General features: G+C 39.2%; 17 protein-coding genes and 1 pseudogene. 16 read left to right on the top strand and 2 right to left on the bottom strand.

The genetic code is table 11. The features are described 5' to 3' along the window. Positions 1–82 precede the first annotated feature (82 nt). The 6 genes from sylA (at position 83) to allE (ending at position 6,734) form a co-directional block, all read left to right on the top strand. Positions 83–535, top strand: a complete 453-nt coding sequence (sylA, locus tag IGJ20_RS11755; protein ID WP_002383314.1) for a transcriptional regulator SylA — start codon at positions 83–85, stop codon at positions 533–535. An 18-nt stretch (positions 536–553) separates the two neighbouring features. Further along, entirely contained in the window at positions 554–1,066 is a 513-nt protein-coding gene (locus tag IGJ20_RS11750; RefSeq protein WP_161970863.1) for a GNAT family N-acetyltransferase, read from the top strand. A gap of 594 nt (positions 1,067–1,660) precedes the next feature. Further along, complete coding sequence (gene allW, locus IGJ20_RS11745) at positions 1,661–3,157, top strand: allantoin permease (RefSeq protein WP_033594876.1); 1,497 nt, start codon at positions 1,661–1,663, stop codon at positions 3,155–3,157. Further along, the gene (gene allB, locus IGJ20_RS11740) at positions 3,158–4,522 is read left to right on the top strand and encodes an allantoinase AllB (RefSeq protein ID WP_126254783.1); all 1,365 of its coding nucleotides are present in this window, start codon (positions 3,158–3,160) and stop codon (positions 4,520–4,522) included. Between the two features lie 181 nt (positions 4,523–4,703). After that, positions 4,704–5,927, top strand: coding sequence for an allantoate deiminase (allC, locus tag IGJ20_RS11735; RefSeq protein ID WP_002383320.1), 1,224 nt, complete (start codon positions 4,704–4,706; stop codon positions 5,925–5,927). A 21-nt stretch (positions 5,928–5,948) separates the two neighbouring features. Next, positions 5,949–6,734: a (S)-ureidoglycine aminohydrolase gene (gene allE, locus IGJ20_RS11730; RefSeq protein ID WP_002384779.1), complete on the top strand. Its 786-nt coding sequence runs from the start codon at positions 5,949–5,951 to the stop codon at positions 6,732–6,734. A gap of 117 nt (positions 6,735–6,851) precedes the next feature. Here the strand turns inward: allE and IGJ20_RS11725 are convergent, their stop codons facing one another. Continuing rightward, a complete protein-coding gene (locus IGJ20_RS11725) occupies positions 6,852–8,477 on the bottom strand; it encodes a PucR family transcriptional regulator (RefSeq protein ID WP_126262273.1) in 1,626 nt (541 codons plus the stop codon). Between the two features lie 171 nt (positions 8,478–8,648). Between IGJ20_RS11725 and IGJ20_RS11720 the strand changes: the two genes are divergently transcribed. Continuing rightward, a complete protein-coding gene (locus IGJ20_RS11720) occupies positions 8,649–9,857 on the top strand; it encodes a pyridoxal-phosphate-dependent aminotransferase family protein (RefSeq protein WP_126254785.1) in 1,209 nt (402 codons plus the stop codon). 97 nt (positions 9,858–9,954) lie between these two features. Continuing rightward, the gene (locus IGJ20_RS11715; RefSeq protein ID WP_002368361.1) at positions 9,955–11,214 is read left to right on the top strand and encodes an MFS transporter; all 1,260 of its coding nucleotides are present in this window, start codon (positions 9,955–9,957) and stop codon (positions 11,212–11,214) included. 46 nt (positions 11,215–11,260) lie between these two features. On the opposite strand, the gene IGJ20_RS11710 is transcribed toward IGJ20_RS11715, so the two are convergent. Beyond that, the gene (locus tag IGJ20_RS11710) at positions 11,261–11,521 is read right to left on the bottom strand and encodes a metal-sensitive transcriptional regulator (protein ID WP_002355063.1); all 261 of its coding nucleotides are present in this window, start codon (positions 11,519–11,521) and stop codon (positions 11,261–11,263) included. A gap of 168 nt (positions 11,522–11,689) precedes the next feature. On the opposite strand from IGJ20_RS11710, the gene IGJ20_RS11705 reads away from it, so the two are divergent. The 8 genes and pseudogenes from IGJ20_RS11705 to IGJ20_RS11670 all read left to right on the top strand — a co-directional run bounded on the left by IGJ20_RS11705 (position 11,690) and on the right by IGJ20_RS11670 (position 19,879). Further along, positions 11,690–12,004, top strand: coding sequence for a rhodanese-like domain-containing protein (locus IGJ20_RS11705; protein WP_002365287.1), 315 nt, complete (start codon positions 11,690–11,692; stop codon positions 12,002–12,004). Then, positions 12,005–13,654 carry an FAD-dependent oxidoreductase gene (locus IGJ20_RS11700; protein WP_126254786.1) on the top strand — a complete coding sequence of 550 codons (1,650 nt, stop codon included), beginning with the start codon at positions 12,005–12,007 and terminating at the stop codon, positions 13,652–13,654. After that, positions 13,647–13,946, top strand: a complete 300-nt coding sequence (locus IGJ20_RS11695) for a rhodanese-like domain-containing protein (protein WP_002361086.1) — start codon at positions 13,647–13,649, stop codon at positions 13,944–13,946. Before IGJ20_RS11700 ends, IGJ20_RS11695 begins: the two co-directional genes overlap by 8 nt. Before the next feature lie 274 nt (positions 13,947–14,220). After that, positions 14,221–15,540 (top strand): IS1380-like element ISSsu5 family transposase, encoded by a 1,320-nt coding sequence (locus IGJ20_RS11690; RefSeq protein ID WP_002338419.1) that lies wholly within the window; start codon positions 14,221–14,223, stop codon positions 15,538–15,540. A gap of 263 nt (positions 15,541–15,803) precedes the next feature. Then, positions 15,804–16,970 (top strand): efflux RND transporter periplasmic adaptor subunit, encoded by a 1,167-nt coding sequence (locus IGJ20_RS11685; RefSeq protein ID WP_126254787.1) that lies wholly within the window; start codon positions 15,804–15,806, stop codon positions 16,968–16,970. Beyond that, positions 16,963–17,637: an ABC transporter ATP-binding protein gene (locus tag IGJ20_RS11680; RefSeq protein WP_002365285.1), complete on the top strand. Its 675-nt coding sequence runs from the start codon at positions 16,963–16,965 to the stop codon at positions 17,635–17,637. The genes IGJ20_RS11685 and IGJ20_RS11680 overlap by 8 nt, the downstream gene beginning before the upstream one ends. After that, positions 17,634–18,842 (top strand): ABC transporter permease, encoded by a 1,209-nt coding sequence (locus tag IGJ20_RS11675; protein WP_002359134.1) that lies wholly within the window; start codon positions 17,634–17,636, stop codon positions 18,840–18,842. The genes IGJ20_RS11680 and IGJ20_RS11675 overlap by 4 nt, the downstream gene beginning before the upstream one ends. 372 nt (positions 18,843–19,214) lie before the next feature. After that, positions 19,215–19,879, top strand: a pseudogene (locus IGJ20_RS11670) (helix-turn-helix domain-containing protein). Positions 19,880–19,916 lie beyond the last annotated feature (37 nt).

Raw genomic sequence — 19,916 nt, 5'->3', positions numbered from 1 at the left:
TATACTTATTTTTGTTGCAAATGCAACAAAAATAAGTTAAAGTAATGACAATCATAAAATATTAGCGAAAGGAAGTGTCCTAGTGACAGATATTTTAAGAGAAATTGGCATGATTGCGCGGGCCTTAGATTCAATCAGTAATATTGAATTTAAGGAATTATCTTTAACACGAGGACAATATCTTTATTTGGTCAGGGTCTGTGAAAATCCTGGGATTATCCAAGAAAAGATCGCCGAACTGATTAAAGTTGATCGAACCACAGCGGCGCGGGCGATTAAGCGTTTGGAAGAACAAGGCTTTATTTATCGTCAAGAAGATGCAAGCAACAAAAAAATTAAGCGGATTTATGCCACAGAAAAAGGGAAAAACGTTTATCCAATCATTGTGCGCGAAAATCAACACTCGAATCAAGTTGCTTTGCAAGGCTTGTCAGAAGTGGAAATTTCACAATTGGCAGAGTACTTAGTCCGGATGCGTAAAAATGTCAGCGAAGATTGGGAATTTGTCAAAAAAGGGAACACTCGAAATTATTAAGGAAAGGACGACTGATTGATGGGAGAAATAAAACAATTAACAATAGAAGATGCACCAGCGTTACAAGAAATCAGCATTGAAACTTATACAGATACTTTCGGACCATATAATACCCCAGAAAATATGCAAGCCTATTTAGTAGAAGCCTACAATTTAGAAAAATTACAAAAGGAATTGGCTAATCCCCACTCTGACTTTTATTTTATCTTTGTCGATAATCAATTAGCTGGCTACATGAAATTAAATTGTGAGAAGGCACAAACGGAACCGATGGGGCCAGAAAAGCTCGAGGTTGAGCGATTGTATATTTTGCCTGCGTTTAAAGGAAAGAAGCTGGGGACACAATTGTTAGAACTGGCGGAAGAGAAAGCTCGTGAATTTGGTAAAAACGCACTGTGGCTAGGTGTCTGGGAACACAATGATGCGGCGCGGGCATTTTATAAAACGATTGGCTACCGCTATTACAGTCAACATTCATTTTTTATGGGAGACGATGAACAGACGGATTTTATTTTGTTAAAGGAATTATAGCAAAAAAATTTATAAACAAAGATTTCTGATAAAATCAGAAATCTTTGTTTATTTTTTTGATTAAAATTAAGCATTTTTTTATTTTCAAAATGTTATTTTTAAAAACGTAAAAATTGAAAAAGAAGATTTTGAATCTGTGAAAAGTTGTCGATCTTGTGAGAAAACTCTTTTGTCAGTGTCTTTTTTCAGGATGGGTCTCTTCCTGAAAATCCACTTCAGTTTATCTGTTTTGTGTGTATTTGATTAAAAAATGTTGTGTTGGATTTCATTTAAATGTATAATTTATTTATGTCATTTTTAATAATAAGCGTATTTTAGCATTTGAAAAGAGAATTTGTACATAATATGTGAATAAAAAGATTTGTTTCTTACTTTCTAGAGTGAGAGGACGATATAAAAAAGGTTGCTATTTTTTCGTTCAAAGTGAACAAAGAATCGTTTGTTATTTAGTTGGGGTAACTAATGATTGTTGTTATAAAAAGCGCTTACAATTTGTGTGATGAGAGTAGTACGCATGTTTGTGCAAAAGTGACAAAAAAGAGAAGGCAGAGTGTTTTAATAGAAAAAAATTTTTAATAAAAAGGAGAGTTTGTCGTGGAGAAAAATGTGTCTCAAGTAACAGCTCAAGAAGAAACAGCGCTGAAAGCACGTGGCTACAATGAGGATTTGTTGCCAAGTAGCCCGAAACAACGGACGATGGGCGCGCGCAATTTTTTTACATTATGGATGGGTTCGATTCATAATATCCCGAATTATGCAGCAGTGGGCGGCTTTATTTTCTTAGGTTTATCGCCGCTGCAAGTTATGCTGGCAGTTGTGTTAAGCTCATTCATTGTAGCAACTTTCATGAATTTGAATGGCGTGGCTGGCTCTAAATATGGCATTCCTTTTGCGATGCACTTACAGTCTACTTACGGCAGTCTCGGAGCAAAACTGCCAGGGTTCTTAAGAGGTTGTGTGGCCGCGATTGCTTGGTTTGGTCTGCAAACATTTACAGGATCGCTGGCTTTATTAATTATTCTCGGGAAATTTTGGCCGAACTTTTTACAAATTGGTGGATCATTCCAGTTTTTTGGTCTCAGGCTACCTGAATTAATGGCGTTTACTCTTTTCTGGCTCTTAAATGTGGCAATAGGTTTCGGTGGTAGCAAAATTTTGAACCGGTTTACCGCCATTTTAAGTCCGTTGATTTATGTCGTTATTATTGGATTAACGATTTGGGCCATTCGAGCTGGGGGCGGTTTAACACCAATTTTGTCCTATCAAGTTTCTGGTGCGATTCGTTCAGTCAATCCACTTGTGGCGTATCTGATTATTTTTAACTCGGTTGTGGCCGTTTGGTCAGCGCCTGGTGCGAGTGTAGCGGATTTTACTAAGAATGCGCGCTCGACACGTGCTCAGGTTGTGGGGCAAACAGCAGGTTTAGTTGTTGGTTATGGGATTTTCGCTTTTTCCAGTGTGGTTATTCTGTTAGGTGGTTCGCTGTATTTTGGGATTCAAGAATGGAATATTTTAAACATTATTGATCGTTTAGATAATGTGGCAGTGGTGGTCTTAGCCATGTCGGTTTTCTTATTAACGACTATTTCAACGAATGCAACGGGGAACATCATTCCGGCAGGTTATCAATTGGCGGCGCTATTTCCTAAAAAAATGACGTATAAAAAAGGCGTCATGATTGCCAGTGTTATCAGCTTTCTCATTATGCCTTGGAAACTGATGGAAAACGCCGATAGTATTTTTATTTTTCTGAACGCAATTGGGGCTGTTTTAGGACCAGTCGCTGGTGTGATGATTGCGAATTATTATTTTGTTCAAAAGCAACAAATTGATTTAAATGCTTTATACGTAGATAAACACAAAAAAGAGGAAGCCAATCCTTTTTACGGATTAAACAAACCGGCGTATGTTGCTACTATTCTGGCGTTGGTTCTTTCCTTAAGTGGTCAATTTATTCCACAGGTTAAAATCATTGCTGATATTTCGTGGTTTGTGGGCTTTGCCACAGGTTTTGTGCTGTACTTAGTGTTAAAAAAATGGACTTGGGATTCAAAAAAAGTGAAAGAAACAGCTTATCAGGAGGGAAAATAGATGCAAGCAGAGTTAGTGATTAAAAACGGGTTAGTTATTTTAGAAACTGGAGAAGTCATTACGGATGTCGCCGTTCAAGGAGGAAAAATCGTAGCGATCGGGCAAGACTTGTCAGGAGAACGTGTGATTGATGCGACGGGTTTAGTCGTTAGTCCTGGGATGGTGGATGCTCATGTTCATATTACCGATCCTGGTGGTGGTTACCGCGATGAATGGGAAGGGTATGTCACAGGAACGGCCGCTTGTGCCAAAGGGGGCGTGACGACCTTTATGGAAATGCCTTTAAATCAGATTCCAGCAACTGTGGATAAGACCTCTCTTGAGATCAAATACAAGGCAGGAGAAAATAAACTAAAAGTAGATGTAGGGTCATTTGGCGGCGTGGTCCCGACCAACTTGGCTGGTGGGATTCAGGAACTTGATGAAGGAGGCGTTTCCGGCTATAAATGCTTTTTAGGAACGTGCGGCGATCGTTCAATTGAAGGAGATTTTCAAAATGTCGACGATTATTCGCTATATGAAGGAATGAAACAAGTCGCCAAAACTGGCAAAGTGCTAGCAATCCATGCAGAAAGTGCGCCAATTACGGATAAATTAGGCGCGTTAGCTTATCAAAATGGCGAAACGACTTTAGCGGCATATGTAGCTACACGTCCTGTGTTTACCGAAGTTGAAGCGATTCAAAAAGCCATTTTATTTGCCAAAGAAACAGGTTGTCGGATTCATATTTGCCATGTGGCTTGTCAAGAAGGCGTGGAAGAAGTTTTGAAAGCCCAAGCAGAAGGGGTAGATGTGACTTGTGAAACATGTACGCATTATTTATATTTTACCACGGATGAACTTGATGCCATTGGTCCAGTTGTCAAATGTTCGCCGCCGATTCGTGACGCGGACCAACAAGCCGCATTATGGAACCACGTGCAAACAGGCGGCATCGCGTTTGTAACCTCTGACCATTCTCCTTGTACGCCAGACTTAAAAGATACAACCAATGCTTTTGAAGCTTGGGGCGGCATTTCTGGTGTTCAAAATAACGTCGATGTGTTATTCGATGAAGCCGTCCAAAAACGTGGTTTATCCTTGAAACAATTCGCGGATATGATTGCAGCAAACCCAGCTGACCGTTATCACTTAGCACAAAAGGGCCGCATCAGCCTTGGTAAGGATGCCGATTTTGTACTAATTAAACCTAATGCGCCGTATATCTTAAAAGCAGAAGATTTAGAATACCGAAATAAAATTAGTCCTTACATTGGTCGTGAAATTGGGGCCCAAGTGATTCAAACAATTTTAAGAGGCGAAACAATTTACGCACAAGAAACTGGAGTAACCGAGGCGTTTAACGGCGTATTTATCAAAAATTAAACACCTATTTTAGAAATGAAAAGGGACAGAAGTGTGATTGAATTAGCGCCTCTGTCCATGAGTTAGAGGATGTTCATTGGTTGTTTTGCACAAAAAAAGGCTTAATTTTGTTTGATAAGTACAATGAAGATAACTAGGGAAACGTTTACAATCAGAGTGTAATCAGTCAGGAGGTTTTGTGATGGACTTGGAAAAAGTTTTAAAACAAAGAATCGAAGAGTTGTCAGCAATTGGGAGTGATCCTGCAGGAGGGATGACACGCTTACTTTATACAGATTCGTGGTTGGCAGCACAAAAGTATGTGCAAAGCCAAACTGAGGCGTTTGGACTGGAAACGCAATTTGACGAAGTCGGGAATCTGTTTTGTCGAGTGGCAGGAACGGAATTTCCTCAGGAAACGATTTTAACTGGGTCACATATCGACACAGTAGTTAATGGTGGGACCTTAGATGGTCAATATGGTGTCATTGCTTCCATGACGGCTGTTCAATATTTATTAGACAAATATGGGAAACCACGGCGTTCTTTAGAAGTGCTTTCCATGGCTGAAGAAGAAGGGAGTCGTTTTCCAACGGTTTTCTGGGGAAGCAAAAATGTCGTTGGTGAAGCCAAACGTGAAGAAGTAGTCGATATCTCTGACAACGAAGGCAAAAAGTTTGTTGATGAGATGCATCGCCAAGGCTTTGATTTTCGGCAGGAGCAAACTAGACGTGAGGACATTGAAGCATTTGTCGAAATTCATATTGAACAAGGCAATATTTTAGAGAACGAAAAGCTCCAAGTCGGTGTTGTTCATAGTATTGTGGGGCAACGTCGCTACACGGTTAACTTAAAAGGGCAAGCCAATCATGCAGGCACTACGCCAATGAGTTACCGTCATGATGCGGTGTACGGCTTTGCTAAAATTTGTGCAGAAGCCATTGATCGTGCGAACGAAATTGGGGATCCGTTAGTTTTAACATTCGGTAAAGTCATTCCGAAACCCAACACAGTCAACGTGGTGCCTGGAGAAGTGGAATTTACAATTGACTGCCGTCATACCGACGCTGCTTTTTTACGACATTTTACAGGTGAATTAGAAGAACGGATGAAGACAATTGCTCAAGAATTAGGCTTAACGATTGCGATTGACCGTTGGATGGATGAAGCCCCTGTACCGATGAATCAAGCAATTGTAGAAGTTATTGAACAAAAAGCCAAAGAAGGCAAGTATCAGTATCGTATGATGCATAGTGGTGCTGGGCATGATTCGCAAATTATTGCGCCTCATTACCCGACAGCGATGATATTTGTGCCAAGTATTGGTGGGATTAGTCATAATCCTGCAGAAGCAACGGCATTTCCAGATTTGGTTGAAGGCGTCAAGCTTTTAGCAGATACCTTATATGAATTAGCGTATAAATAAGATAGAAAAGGAAGAATTGTGATGGGTTATAAAAATAATCGAGTTGGTTACCAAAAAGAATTGTTAACATCAAGAGCTGTGATAAAAAAAGACAATTACGCCATTATTCCCCATGATGGTTTGGTACAAAATGCAGTACCTGGTTTTGAAAATGTCGATATTTCCATTTTGGGATCACCTAAATTAGGTGCGACATTTGTGGATTACATTGCTACGTTTCATAAAAATGGTCAACAAACAACTGGTTTTGGTGGCGACGGGATTCAAACGTTGGTTTATGTCATTGACGGTCGTTTGCGCGTTTCAGATGGTCAAGAAACTCATGAACTTGAAGCAGGGGGCTACGCCTACTTTACGCCTGAAATGAAAATGTATTTAGCGAATGCACAGGAAGCGGACACAGAAGTTTTCTTATATAAAAAACGCTATCAGCCGTTGGCGGGCCATCAACCTTATAAAGTGGTTGGGTCAATTCATGACCAACAACCCGAAGAATATGAAGGAATGACAGATGTTTTACTTTGGAGTTTATTACCGAAAGAGTTTGACTTTGATATGAATATGCATATCTTATCTTTTGAACCAGGTGCTAGTCATGCCTATATTGAAACGCATGTCCAAGAGCATGGTGCGTATTTAATTAGTGGCCAAGGGATGTACAATTTGGACAATGAATGGTATCCAGTGGAAAAAGGGGACTATATTTTCATGAGTGCCTATGTGCCACAAGCGGCCTATGCGGTTGGCCGTGAAGAACCGCTAATGTACGTTTATTCCAAAGATGCCAATCGTGAACCAGAATTATAACGAAAAGCCGAATGTAAAGTAATGACCTCGGAACAATAGGATTTGAACACACAGTGGTGAACGGTAGAGTCCTTCTTCTTGGTAGACGTTACTTTTATTCGGCTATTTTCCTGTTAATTATTTTTCTGAAAGTTCCAGCGCTACCCGTAAGAGTAAACTCGTCTCAGGCTCTTGAATAGAGGTACCTAATAATTTTTCACATTGATTCATGCGATATTTAATGGTGTTTCTGTGAAGGTAAAGAGCGTTGGCCGTTTTAGTAATTTCGCAATTGAAATCTAAAAAAACTTTCAAGGTTTTTCGTAATTCTTGTAACGTCGGTTCCGTCGGATAGGCCAACTCTTTCAATTGTTGCTGGCAAAAGTATTCAACATCTTGAGTGCCAATCTTTTCAAAAAGTCCAGCTAGGCCTTTGGGATGGAACAATTGCACAGTCGCTGGTTTTTGAGCGTGTAAAGAAGCCTCTAATGTCGAGGAAGCTTCAATATAAGAATTAGGCAAATCTTCTAGGTTTTCATAAGCATTGCCTAAAGCAAAGCGAATGGTAATAGGCAAAGCCTGTTGCAAACGTTCAGCGAGGTTTTGCAAAATCATCAAATGGTCATTTTTCTTAGATTGAAAAATCAAGATACTTTTATTTTGATTTTTTAATTTAAACAAGGCGACATCTGGCAGGATTTCCGGCAATTGTTCTGTGAGCCATTGGAAAATTAGTTGCCCTTCCGCTTGCTGATAACGAATATGGGTTTCATTTTCTGGTTTAGTCACGCCGTAGACAATCGCTAATTGATAATAATCACTGTTGATTAAACGATAATTTTTCCAAAGTTCCAACCAATTTTGATGTTTACTCAGCGCTTCTTGATGTGTATCAAGCAAGCGGTCCAAAAAGTCTGTTTTGAGATGCTCAAAAGATTCAGCAATTTTCTGGTTTTTAAATAACATAAAAGTCAAAACTAAAATGGCCTGATCAATGGCAAATTCAGAAATAGGATAAGGAATCTGTTCAGGAGATAAGACCAATAAATAATAGGGAAAATAATCGTTCACACGAATTGGAAAGCCAGCTACTTGAATGTTTTCTTGTCGCTCATCCTGTAAACGAAAGATTTTCTTTTCTTGTGCCAATTGTTGAAAGTGGTCTTTTGATAATTGTTTGATAAAAAACTCCGCCGATTTTTGATTGCCATAAAAATAATTCGAGTGGGCAATCACCTGTTGCCAAGGACTTAATAAAATAATTGGCGCATTTAAAATTTTCGCAAATTCAGCGATGAAACGCGTAGCATCAACATCTTGCATTAATAATGTTGAAAAACGCTTTTGGATGTCAAATGCCACAGACATCTGTTCGGTTTTGCTATCACGAAGATAGCCTACAATTTCATGCAACAACCCGCCTAGTGGCTGTGTGCTAGGAATTTTAATCAGGGGCAAATCAACGGCACTGGCATAGGCAACAATTTCTGGTGAAATTTCGTCAAGGAACCGCCCAACTTTGATTCCTAAAGCCGTACACTCTGCTTGTTTTAGCGAGTCAATAAAAGGTTTCAATTTTTCTTGATCATCTTTATAAATCATTGCCGTTGTTAAAATCATGACATTTTTAGGGATAAAATCAGCCACATCAGGTGTTTCCGTGATTTCTACACTTTCCAAGGGCTGTGTTAAGTTTGAGTGAGACGATAATAATTGTAAGTCAGAAAATCTTGGTAAAGCCAAGACCTCAGCTAATATTTTCATCACAACAACCTCCTTTTTTTATAGTATAGCGAAGAATAAAAAGGAGTACAAAAGATAGTTATTGAATATGTCTAAAAAACAAAGTCAAAATAGTGCAAATTGCACAATGAATTTCTGGGTTTTTCCAAAGATAATAAAAGAGAAGAATTAAAAATGAAGTGAGGGATTACTATGTATCAACAACCAAATTTTGTACGGCGAACAATCATGACGCCGGGACCAGTCGAAGCCCATCCATCGGTACTTCGTCAAATGGGTCAACCAATTTTAGGGCAATTTGATCCAGAATTTCTACAGATTATGGACGAAGTTCGGGAAATGATTAAAGTACCTTTTGACACAAAGAATCAACAAGCTTTTGCCATTGATGGCACGTCACGTTCAGGCTTAGAAGCGGGGTTATTTGCATTGATTGAGCCAGGTGACAAAGTGCTTGTGCCTGCGTACGGCCGGTTTGCTTATTTATTAGGTGAAATTTGCGAACGCGCCCGGGCCGAAGTCATTTATTTAGAAAAGGACTGGCTCGCACCGTTTGAACAAACAACGGTGATTGAAGCGATTAAAGAACATCAACCAAAAATTGTTGCGATGGTCCACGGCGAAACGGCGAATGCACAAATGCAACCGCTGGATCAAATTGGCGCCTTTTGTCGGGAAAATGAAATTTTCTTCGTAGTAGATATGGTGGCGACTTACGGCGGTGTCGAAACAAAGGTCGATGATTGGAAGATTGATATTGCGGTAGCAGGCACTCAAAAATGTGTCAGTGTACCTTCAGGCCTTTCTTTGATTACTTACAACCAACGTGTGGCCGACTATCTGGCTGGCCGTTACCAAAAAGAGTTAGGGCTTGGCGCGGATGCGCGGAATGAACGGTTCATTCAAAGTAACTACTTGGATTTATCGCAATTAGAAAAATATTGGGGACCAGAGCGCTTAAATCACCATACAGAAGCGACTACAATGATTTATGGGCTACATGAAGGGTTGCGCTTGTTACTTCAAGAAGGCATGGAAAATGTCTACGCACGCCATCGGAAAAACGATCGTATTTTAGTTGAAAGTCTGCAAAAAATGGGCTTAGAAATTTTCGGGAAGTTAGACACAAAAACACCAACAGTCATTCCTGTGGTCATTCCAGAAGGAATTGATGGTGAAAAAGTGCGGAGCTTATTACTGGATCATTTTAAAGTTGAAATTGCCTCTTCCTTCGGTGATTTAAAAGGAAAAATTTGGCGGGTCGGTAATATGGGTTACAGCAGTCGCGAAGACAATGTGTTGCATTTTTTAAGTGCCTTTGAGACTGTATTGAAACACCAAGGCTATCAATTTGAAGGCGGTAGCGGTAGTACTCATGCATTGGCTGAGTATTTAAACTAAAAAAGAAGGTAGGACAAAGGTCACTACGTAAAAAAGCGTAGTGCTTTTGTTCCTTGTGAAACGTTAACCAAAAAAATGATTGGTGGAGGAAAAGAAAATGACAGACAAGACAAAAAGTTCGTTGGCTTATTGGAAAAAAATCGTTATTTTACTATGTATGGGCTGGGTAACAATCTGGATTTATCGTTCCGCGCTTTCTCCCGTTTATCCACAAATTCGCGCGTCTCTAAATGGTAACGCTTCCGATACGGCCCTAGGGTCCATTTCTAGCTTTTATTTTCTCGGTTACGTAGTCATGCAGATTCCTGCAGGCTTCTTGGTAGACAAAATTGGGAAAAAACGTGTATTAATTCCAGGCTTTATCTTGTTTGCGCTGGCAGCATTACTGATTGCCCAAGCCCAAACGATTGGAACAATTTACTTAGGTAGCTTATTGGCAGGCTTAGGATGTGGTTCTTTCTATGGCTCGGCTTACTCGTTGACGTCGCAAAACATTCCTCAAGCCAAAAAAAGTTTTGCAACAGCTATTGTCAACAGTGGTTCAGCAGTTGGTTCAGGTTTAGGGATGATTTTATCTAGTTATTTAGTTGCCCAAAAAGGATTGCCTTGGCAAGTGATGATGTACATTTCCGCCTTTATGATTATTTGTATGTTAGTGGCTTTTCAAGTGATTATTCGCAATCATAAAGAAGACATGGCCTTGATTCAGCCAACCGTTGTTGATGAAAAAGATAACGGAGCGGTAAAAGAAAAAGTGCCCTTTAAAAAACTGTTTGCGCCACATATGCTATTTGCGTATATTTTATATTTTGGCACTTGTTATGCATATTATATGATTGTGACTTGGTTACCTAATTTTTTAAGTACCGAACGTGGTTTCCAAGGAGCAGCAATTGGATTGTCCTCTTCGCTGGTCGCATTTGCCTCTATTCCAGGAGCGTTATTTTTTAGTCGGTTGGCGGATAAGTACATGCATAAAAAAGTTCAATTCATCGTTGTTTTAGAATTTTTAGCAACAGCCATGCTCTTGTTAACTGTACAAGTAAGTAATGCGACGTTGTTATTAATTGCTTTAATTATGTATGGGTTCTTAGGAAAATTAGCTGTAGAACCGATTATTATTTCTTGGCTAGGTGAAAATGCACCAAAAATTGGAATTGGCACTACTTTGGGCGTGTTTAACTTTTTCGGCATGATGTCATCTGTGATTGCCCCAGCTTTGACTGGGAAAATTTCTGACACAACAGGTTCGAAAGTCATGGGCTTTTATATCGCCGTCGTGATTTTACTAATTGGCACGATTCTTTTTATGCTTGTCAATTTAAAAAAACGCGGGGCAGATTCGTCTAATAAATAAAAAAAACAACGCAAACTTATCTTTCGCTGAATAAGTTTGCGTTGTTTTACTTTTTGACAATCATATTGATTGCTTGTGCTAATCGCTCTTCTTGTTCTTTAGGATCTTTTTCAGGATTTTCAAAGCAATGCTTTAAATTCTCCGCAACAATCATCCCCATCACGCGATCAATACTAGAACGGACCGCACTCAACTGAGTGATAACATCGATACATTCTTTTTCTTCATCAATCATTTTTTGAATCCCGCGAATTTGACCTTCTGTGCGGCGTAAACGATTCAGCACTTTCTTTTTTTCTTCAGTCATTTTGCCCCTCCTTAAGAGTAGTGATTGGTTTAAAATATACCTATACGAGGTATTTTTGTCAACTATCTTTTCTTTGAATCTAAAAATGGCAGAAATCTCTTCAGTTGACAAGTCTAACTTTTTCATGTTAAATATACCCCGTAAGGTATATAAGAGAAGGAGAACAAAATGTTATTTCAATTGTTTAAAAAAACGCCAAGTATTTCAACAAAGGAATTGCAGTCACGTTTATCTAAAGAGATAACGTTATTAGATGTCCGGACACCTAGCGAATACCGCGCAGGGCATATTCCACAAGCGATTAATGTCCCACTTAACAAAATTCCCGCCTACAACAAATCCGCTAACGAAGTCTATGTGATTTGCCAGTCCGGCATGCGCAGCAAAAATGCGGCCAAAATTTTAGCGAGAAAAAACTATCACGTGATTAACGTTCGTGGCGGGATGTCCCAATGGTCTGGTCAAATTAAAGGAGGAAAATAAATGAAAATTGTAATTATCGGAGGCGTGGCTGGTGGTATGTCAGCAGCGACACGTTTACGTCGTTTAATGGAAGATGCTGAAATTGTTGTCATGGAAAAAGGCCCTTTTGTTTCATTTGCAAACTGTGGTTTGCCTTACTACGTTTCTGGCGAAATCGCAGAAAGAGAACAACTGCTTGTTCAAACACCCGAAGCGTTAAAGGCACGGTTTAATTTAGATGTTCGTCCTCACCATGAAGTCGTGGCGATTGATCCAATAGAAAAAGTGATCACAGTGAAACATGAAACAGAAATTTTAACAGAACACTATGACAAATTGATTCTATCACCAGGGGCGAAACCTTTTGTGCCACCAATTACAGGATTGGCAGAAGCCAAAAATGTTTTTTCATTAAGAAATGTTCCTGATTTAGATCAAATTATGACAGCCCTGACACCAGAAACAAAACGAGCCGTCGTGATTGGCGCAGGCTTCATTGGCTTGGAAATGGCAGAAAACTTACAAAAACGCGGATTAGAAGTCACTCTCGTGGAAAAGGCACCCCATGTTTTACCGCCATTAGACGAAGAAATGGCCGCTTTTGTCAAAGCTGAATTAAGCAAAAACAATGTTCAAGTAATTACGGGACAATCTGCGGTTGCTTTTGAAGAAGAAGGGCAAGTGATTCGCTTAGAAGACGGTCAAACATTAGCTTCTGATTTAACCATTTTGTCGGTGGGGGTCCAACCAGAAAATACCTTAGCAGTTGAAGCAGGTGTAGCAACTGGTTTACGTGGCGGTATTGTTGTTGATGAACGCTATCAAACGAATCAACCCGATATTTATGCGGTTGGGGATGCTATTGTAGTGAAACAACAAATCACTCAAGAAGATGCGCTGATTTCTTTAGCTTCTCCTGCCAATCGCCAAGGACGTCAAGTAGCGGATGTGATTGCTGGGTTAGAGAGAAAAAATCAAGGGAGCATTGGGACCGCCATTGTGCGAGTCTTTGATTTAACCGCTGCTTCAACTGGTTTAAGCGAACGGGCTGCTAAAGCTGCTGGACTAACAACAGCTGTTGTGCATATCAGTGGAAAAGACCATGCGGGGTATTATCCTGGCGCAACAGATCTTCAGTTAAAATTAGTTTTCCACCCTACGACAGGGGAAATTTATGGCGCACAAGGAATTGGGGCAAAGGGCGTAGATAAGCGGATTGATATTCTTGCGACCGCTATCAAAGGACAGTTAACTATTTTTGATTTGCCTGAATTAGAGTTTACCTATGCGCCGCCGTTTGGTTCAGCGAAAGATCCTGTGAACATGTTAGGCTATGCAGCGATGAACCTTGTAGAAGGATTGAGTGAAAACGTTCAATGGTATGAGTTATCCAACGAATTAGCTAAGGGGGCTGTTTTATTAGATGTCCGTAATCCCGCCGAACGAGCCAATGGTCAATTTAAAAATGCTGTGTCTATTCCTTTAAATGAGTTAAGAGAACGTTTGGAGGAATTAGACAAGTCAACGGAGTACATTGTTAGTTGTCACAGCGGTTTGCGTAGTTATATTGCAGAACGGATGCTAAAACAAGCAGGCATCTCAGCCAAAAATTTAGATGGTGCTTTTGCGCTATATCGAATGGTAAAACCGGAGGAACTAGAAAATGTATAACACGATTGGCATGCCTGAATTTTATCAGGAAGCAAAACGAAAAAAAATACCGATTATTGATGTACGAGAAGAAATGGAATATCAACTGGGGCATGTCCCTCAGGCCATCAACTTACCTTTAAGTACTTTAACCGAAAATTATCAGCAATTAGATAAAAACCAACCCTATTATCTGATTTGTCAAATGGGATCGCGCTCCGCACAAGCGTGTGCGTTTCTCAGTCAACAAGGGTATCAAGTAACCAATGTTCTAGGTGGTACATCTGGCTGGTTGGGTCAATTAGAACAATAAAATAACAAAAAACGTTTATCCTTTTACACAGGATAAACGTTTTTTGTTAGATAAAGATGTGTCAAAACTGTAAGAGGAATGATAGGAAGATGAAGGGACCGGTTTTTTTATTCATTACCTGAATAATTCATACTTTTTAATTGAAACCGTCTGAAACTGCCTAACGGCAGTCTGATAATTACTTTTTTAGTTTCACCCCTTAAGTGATGAAAAAAGAACCCCATTCTGCTATGGTAAAGGTGACGAAACCAACCATAAGAAAGGAGTTCTTCTCATGACTAGCTTACACAAAAATCAAGTTAAATTCAATTCAAATATCACTATTTCACATACCGGTGGTCGTCTATCAAGTGATTCGGGGTTAGTCCTGGTTAAAGAATTAATGAATACCTTCGGCTTTTCGCACTTAGCTAAACAATGGCTCCATATTACAGATCATCGGGCTTATTTTACCCATGATAACTTAGCGATATTGGAACAGCTTATTATGCAATTAATTGCTGGTTACTCGGCAGACTCATCAGCTAATCTATTAAGACGGGATCCTGTCTTTCAAGCTGTACTCGGTAAAAAACAGTTGGCATCACAATCCTCAATCTCACGGTTTCTGGATCGTTTCACCGAGGAGAACATCGATCAACTCCAAGCATTAAATCAGTCATTGATTGATAAAGCACGTTTAATTCGCAATGACACCGAGTTAATCATTGATGTCGATTCCACACATTCGGATACCTTTGGACGCCAAGAACAAACAGATTATAATGCCCATTATCAAACCTACGGCTATCACCCATTAGTTGCCTTTGATGGACTGACCGGAGATTTCTTAAAAGCTGAACTGCGTTCAGGCAATCAGTACACATCTAAAGGGGTAAAAGCCTTTATCAACCCGCTTTTACACCACTACAAGAGCACGTTACCTCATACCGAGATATTGGTTCGGGGTGACAGCGGCTTCGCCACACCAGAGGTGTATGAGTCTTGTGAAGCAACTGAAAGCCAGTACGTTATCCGATTAAAGAGCAATCGGAGGTTAAGTCAGTTAGCTGAACATTCTGTTCTTTACGGGGACAATCAAGAATGGGAAGAGCGAGAAGTGCAGTATTTTTCACTACCTTATCAAGCACAATCCTGGTCGAAACCTCGTCGTGTCTGTATACGCTCCGTCCGTGAAGGAGGAGAATTGCTATTTCATCATGCGTTTATTGTGACTAATCTATCCGACAATGTCTCGCCTGAAGTCATATTTTCTCTTTACGGCAAGCGAGGAACAATGGAAAATTTCATCAAAGAAGCGAAAGGTGGCTTTTACTTCGATAAAACAGATAGCCCGCGTTTCTTAGAAAATCATGTCAGAATGATGATCAGTGTCCTTGCATACAACCTCGTTAATTTTTTAAAAAGCATTGGTTTTGATAAAGTGAACCAGGGCATGACGATTCATTCCATCCGGCTGATATTGCTTAAAGTAGCCGGTAAACTTGTTCAGACTGGGAGACAGGTCTATCTCAAACTGTCAAGTTATCATGTGTATCAAACTGAATTTTATAAGGTTTTTGAACGCCTGCGGCGATCCAAACAATGGATTTAGACTAGTTATCACACAAATTTTTTAACCGATTCTTTTTCAAGGGATTCGTCTGCCCTTAAATAGACAAATAATTTTTATTATGATCTTCTTCCGTAGGCATCCTGTTCGAAAACACATTATTTTGGAAGAAAGTATCTGCCTAATTTAAAAATTGGCAATTTGTTCAAAAAAACAGGTTAAATTTAGAGCTATGAATTATTCAGGTCATTATATACTAAATAAAATGACAAACTCGTCAACAGAAATCAAGGAGGAACAAATAAATGAAAAAGTCAGGCCAGAAGAAGCGAAATAAAAAAGTGTGGTTCGGTATTGGTGCCGCAGTGGTCGTCGTCGGATTTATCGGAGCAAAAACAGTTTTTTCTTCAAAAGAAGTTGAACCTGAATACACAACGTATACCATTACAGAAATGGCCTCATTAAAATTAGATGGTCAAGTGAGTTTTCTAGATACTCGGGATATTTTCTTTGATCCTTCTTTAGGAAAAATTGCCGAAATAAATGTTGAAAATGGTAAAGAAGTCAAGAAAGATAGTCCATTGTTAACGTACAATAACTCAGACATCCAAGCCACAGAAACAGAACAAGCGAATGCCGTTAATCGGAACAATCTTCAAGTTCAACAAGCACAAGAGAACGTTAACTTAGCCACTCAAAAATACAATGAAGCGTTAAACAAAGTTGCTGCAGCCAAGCAAAAATTAAACACCGCAAAAGAGGCTGAAGAGAAAGAAACACTAAATGCGGAAATTCAGCAATTGAATGAAGCCGTTAGTGCTGCGAATAGTGAAGTCGCCCAAGCTAACCAAGCCCTTCAATTAGCCAACGGTGATGCCGTCGGAGCAGCAAACACGCTTGAACAAACACGTGGCAAAGTCAACACAGTCGTTACAGCACCAATTGATGGCCAAGTCACTGTTGATGCTAGTGCCATGAGTAGTACCGACAAACCAGTCATTAAAATTGCAACACAAAAGAAAAATATTCAAGGAAAAGTAACCGAGTATGATTACGATAAATTACAGACAGGGGAAGAAGTAACAGTGACGACCGTTGGTTCAGGCAAATCAGCGCCAGGCAAAATTGTTTCCATTGCGCAAACCCCAATAGCTAAAAATGAAGGCAATCCAGTAGTGAGTTATCAATTTACAGTAGAAGGTGATTTTCCTTGGGCAGAAGGCTTGTCTACTAGTATCGCTGTGCCACAAAAGCAAATGATTATACCGACAGCAGCAATCCAAAAAGAAGGCGAAAAAGAATTTGTCTATGTTTACAAAGCGGGCAAAACGAAAAAAACACCGATTGAAACAGAAACAAATTTAGGTCGTAAAGTTGTCAAAAGTGGCTTGAATTGGAAAGACCAAGTGATTGACAATCCCAATAAAGAATTAAAAGATAATCAAGATGTTCAGGTAGCTGCCAATGATTAAGCTAGCCCATATTCATAAATATTATTATTCCGAAGAAGAAACACTGCATGTGTTAGATGATATTAACCTCCAAGTAGACGCTGGAGAATTTTTAGCGATTATGGGTCCTTCTGGTTCTGGGAAATCGACTTTGATTAATTTGCTAGGCTTTATTGATAAAAAGTTTGAAGGAACGTATTTATTTGAAGACCGTGAAATTGGCGACTTTTCTGATAAGGAACTATCCCGAATTAGAAATGAAGCAGTCGGCTTTGTCTTTCAGAATTTTAGTTTAATTGAAACACTAACAGTTGAAGAAAACATTGAATTGCCTCTTTTATATAGTGGGTTAACCCCAAAAGAAGCCAAAGATCGTGTCCACGAAGTTCTGACAAAAGTCGGCTTGCCAGATAAAGGCAAGAAGCATCCAAAACAACTTTCGGGCGGACAACAACAACGTGTGGCCATTGCGCGTGCGATTGTCAATCGGCCAAGTTTTATTATTGCAGATGAACCAACTGGGGCTTTAGATAGTAAAACATCGGAAGAAATTTTAACGCTCTTTCAGCAATTAAACAATGAAGGTGTCACCATTATTTTAGTGACACATGATGAAGAAACAATTGAATACTGCAATCGTTTGATTAAAGTTCGTGATGGAAAGATTTTAGAGGAGGTGCTGACATGAAACGTTCAATTATTTGGAAAACCGCCTTCCGTTCCATTTTGAAAAATAAGCGACGCAGCTTGTTAACGATGCTAGGGATTGTCATCGGGATCGCTTCGGTGATTACCATCGTGGCTATCGGTAACGGCTTTAAAGAAGACATGGTCGATAAATTATCTGCTGAAAAACAAAAAGAAAATGTGAAAAAGATTTCTTTTTCGGCCTACAACACTTCGGATATGTTTAGTGACCAAGCGATGTTTACCGACAATGATTTAGGGGTCGTGCGCATGGTTCCTGGCGTAGAAAAAATTGATTTTGATCAAAGAGAAGTTGATGGCGCCCAAAAAGGTACACTGAATTTTCAAGCAGGACCGAAAAATCTTTCTGTAACCTATGAACTTGCCGACAAAACCACCAAAGAATTGTTGGCGGGACGCCAACTGAATGATGGAGACAATGCAAAACTGGATAAAACAGTGGTGGTGGATGAACTGGTTGCCAAAGAACTCTACCAAGACCCAACTGCAGCAGTTAATCGAACTTTTCCATATAAAGAGCAACTTTTTACCATTGTTGGCGTGACAACCAATACCAGCGGTGCCATTGGTCCAGGTAATGATGACTCATTGCTTTATTTTCCCAAAAAGACCTATGAACATTATTTCGGCAAGCTAAAAGATACATCTACGTTGAAACTAACAGTAGCACCTGGCTATCAACCAGATCAAGTATTGAAAGAAACAATAAAAACTCTCTCTCAACAAGGAACCATGAAAAACAGTGGGACGTATCAAGAATATAATGTTAAAGATACCATCAAAGAAATGGGCTCTTTATTAAATAATTTAACCTTGTTTATTTCCGCAATTGCGGCTATTTCACTGGTAATTGCTGGGGTCGGCGTTATGAATATGATGTACATTTCGGTCTCAGAACGGATTAAGGAAATTGGTATCCGACGTGCATTGGGCGGGACAGCCAGTGATATTAAAAAGCAATTCTTAACAGAAGGAATTGCCTTGACCTTAATCGGCGGAATTACTGGTTATCTTTTAGGAATGATTATTGCCTACTTAGCCTCAATGGCACTACCGTTTTCTGTTCGTCCAGACTTAATGACGGTTTCATTAGCCATCGGGATTTCTGTCTTTATCGGGGTTGTATTTAGCTATTTCCCTGCCTCGGCAGCTTCAAAAAAAGACTTAATCGATATTATGAAATAAATATAAATAGCAAAGAAACAGCCATTTTTGGCTGTTTTTTTTAGTGAAAGTAGAAAAAAATCCAAAGATTTCAAGAGAAAGTAGCTAACAAACGTCAAAAGGTTGATATTAGCTACCAACCTTTTGACGTTTGTCAGCTAAATAAAAAAGAAAAAAATTAAAAAAATAGCACGTTGAGGATTAAATAACAAACATTTTTTAAATAAGACTATTGGAAATCCTTTATAAATCGGGGATTACAGGAATGACTGTTAATGACTGATTTGCTTGTAAATTTTAATTCGAAAAAATTCCAGTATACTAAATATATCAAAACAAAACACGAAAATTGAGAAAATTTTGAACTAAAAAAGAATTAAGGAGGAATCAAGAATGAAAATAATGGTCATCACAAAAAATATTTTATCAGAAACTGCTTTTCAAAACCGCTTACAGCATTTAGATCATCAAGTTTTTTGTACGACGTGTCTGATTGGTGAAATTAAGGAAAGTCATTTGTTTTATCGAAAATTTGATGCCATCATTCTCAGCGAAACGATTCCTCGCAAAGAACAATATTTATATCTAAAGGAATTAGCCAGAGTTAAAACGCCGTTGTTTCTTCGCTCGGAAGACATTCCTACCTCGGAAGAATTGAGCATTAGCTATCAATATGGCATTCTCAATTGGTTACGATTGGATGCGACTTTGGATACATTAAGAGAAAATCTCCTTTTGGCAGAATTAAATAAACCCATCCAACGAGAAGATGAAAAGTTAGATGTAGAGGGGATAAAGCTAACAGCCGCAGAACGTGCACTACTGGCTGTCTTGTATAGTACGCCAAAAGAACACTTACCAATGGAGCGCCTTTGTAAATTAATATATGACACAGAAGAAACAGCCAATAATCGAAAAAAATGACCAAACAGCTGACAAAATTAAATAAAAAAATTCAAGTAGGGGGCTTTAAAAAACAAGGTATCCAAAATACACGGTATAAAGGCTACAAACTGCATCCGCAGTTGCTTCCTTACATTGGCGAATTATTTACTTAAAATAAAGAAACTCTTGACGAATGAAAATCACCATCAC

This window comes from Enterococcus sp. DIV0294 (assembly GCF_050558155.1).
Lineage (GTDB): Bacteria > Bacillota > Bacilli > Lactobacillales > Enterococcaceae > Enterococcus > Enterococcus faecalis.
This window is presented reverse-complemented; position numbering and strand designations above follow the sequence as displayed.

Bases quoted from the DNA above. Each gene is read 5' to 3' on its own strand.
- IGJ20_RS11700 (WP_126254786.1), top strand. From the start codon at position 12,005: ATGAAAATTGTAATTATCGGAGGCGTGGCTGGTGGTATGTCAGCAGCG.
- allE (WP_002384779.1), top strand. From the start codon at position 5,949: ATGGGTTATAAAAATAATCGAGTTGGTTACCAAAAAGAATTGTTAACA.
- IGJ20_RS11715 (WP_002368361.1), top strand. From the start codon at position 9,955: ATGACAGACAAGACAAAAAGTTCGTTGGCTTATTGGAAAAAAATCGTT.
- IGJ20_RS11750 (WP_161970863.1), top strand. From the start codon at position 554: ATGGGAGAAATAAAACAATTAACAATAGAAGATGCACCAGCGTTACAA.
- IGJ20_RS11705 (WP_002365287.1), top strand. From the start codon at position 11,690: ATGTTATTTCAATTGTTTAAAAAAACGCCAAGTATTTCAACAAAGGAA.
- IGJ20_RS11680 (WP_002365285.1), top strand. From the start codon at position 16,963: ATGATTAAGCTAGCCCATATTCATAAATATTATTATTCCGAAGAAGAA.
- IGJ20_RS11685 (WP_126254787.1), top strand. From the start codon at position 15,804: ATGAAAAAGTCAGGCCAGAAGAAGCGAAATAAAAAAGTGTGGTTCGGT.
- IGJ20_RS11725 (WP_126262273.1), bottom strand. From the start codon at position 8,477: ATGAAAATATTAGCTGAGGTCTTGGCTTTACCAAGATTTTCTGACTTA.
- allC (WP_002383320.1), top strand. From the start codon at position 4,704: ATGGACTTGGAAAAAGTTTTAAAACAAAGAATCGAAGAGTTGTCAGCA.
- allB (WP_126254783.1), top strand. From the start codon at position 3,158: ATGCAAGCAGAGTTAGTGATTAAAAACGGGTTAGTTATTTTAGAAACT.
- IGJ20_RS11675 (WP_002359134.1), top strand. From the start codon at position 17,634: ATGAAACGTTCAATTATTTGGAAAACCGCCTTCCGTTCCATTTTGAAA.
- IGJ20_RS11720 (WP_126254785.1), top strand. From the start codon at position 8,649: ATGTATCAACAACCAAATTTTGTACGGCGAACAATCATGACGCCGGGA.
- IGJ20_RS11695 (WP_002361086.1), top strand. From the start codon at position 13,647: ATGTATAACACGATTGGCATGCCTGAATTTTATCAGGAAGCAAAACGA.
- IGJ20_RS11710 (WP_002355063.1), bottom strand. From the start codon at position 11,521: ATGACTGAAGAAAAAAAGAAAGTGCTGAATCGTTTACGCCGCACAGAA.
- IGJ20_RS11690 (WP_002338419.1), top strand. From the start codon at position 14,221: ATGACTAGCTTACACAAAAATCAAGTTAAATTCAATTCAAATATCACT.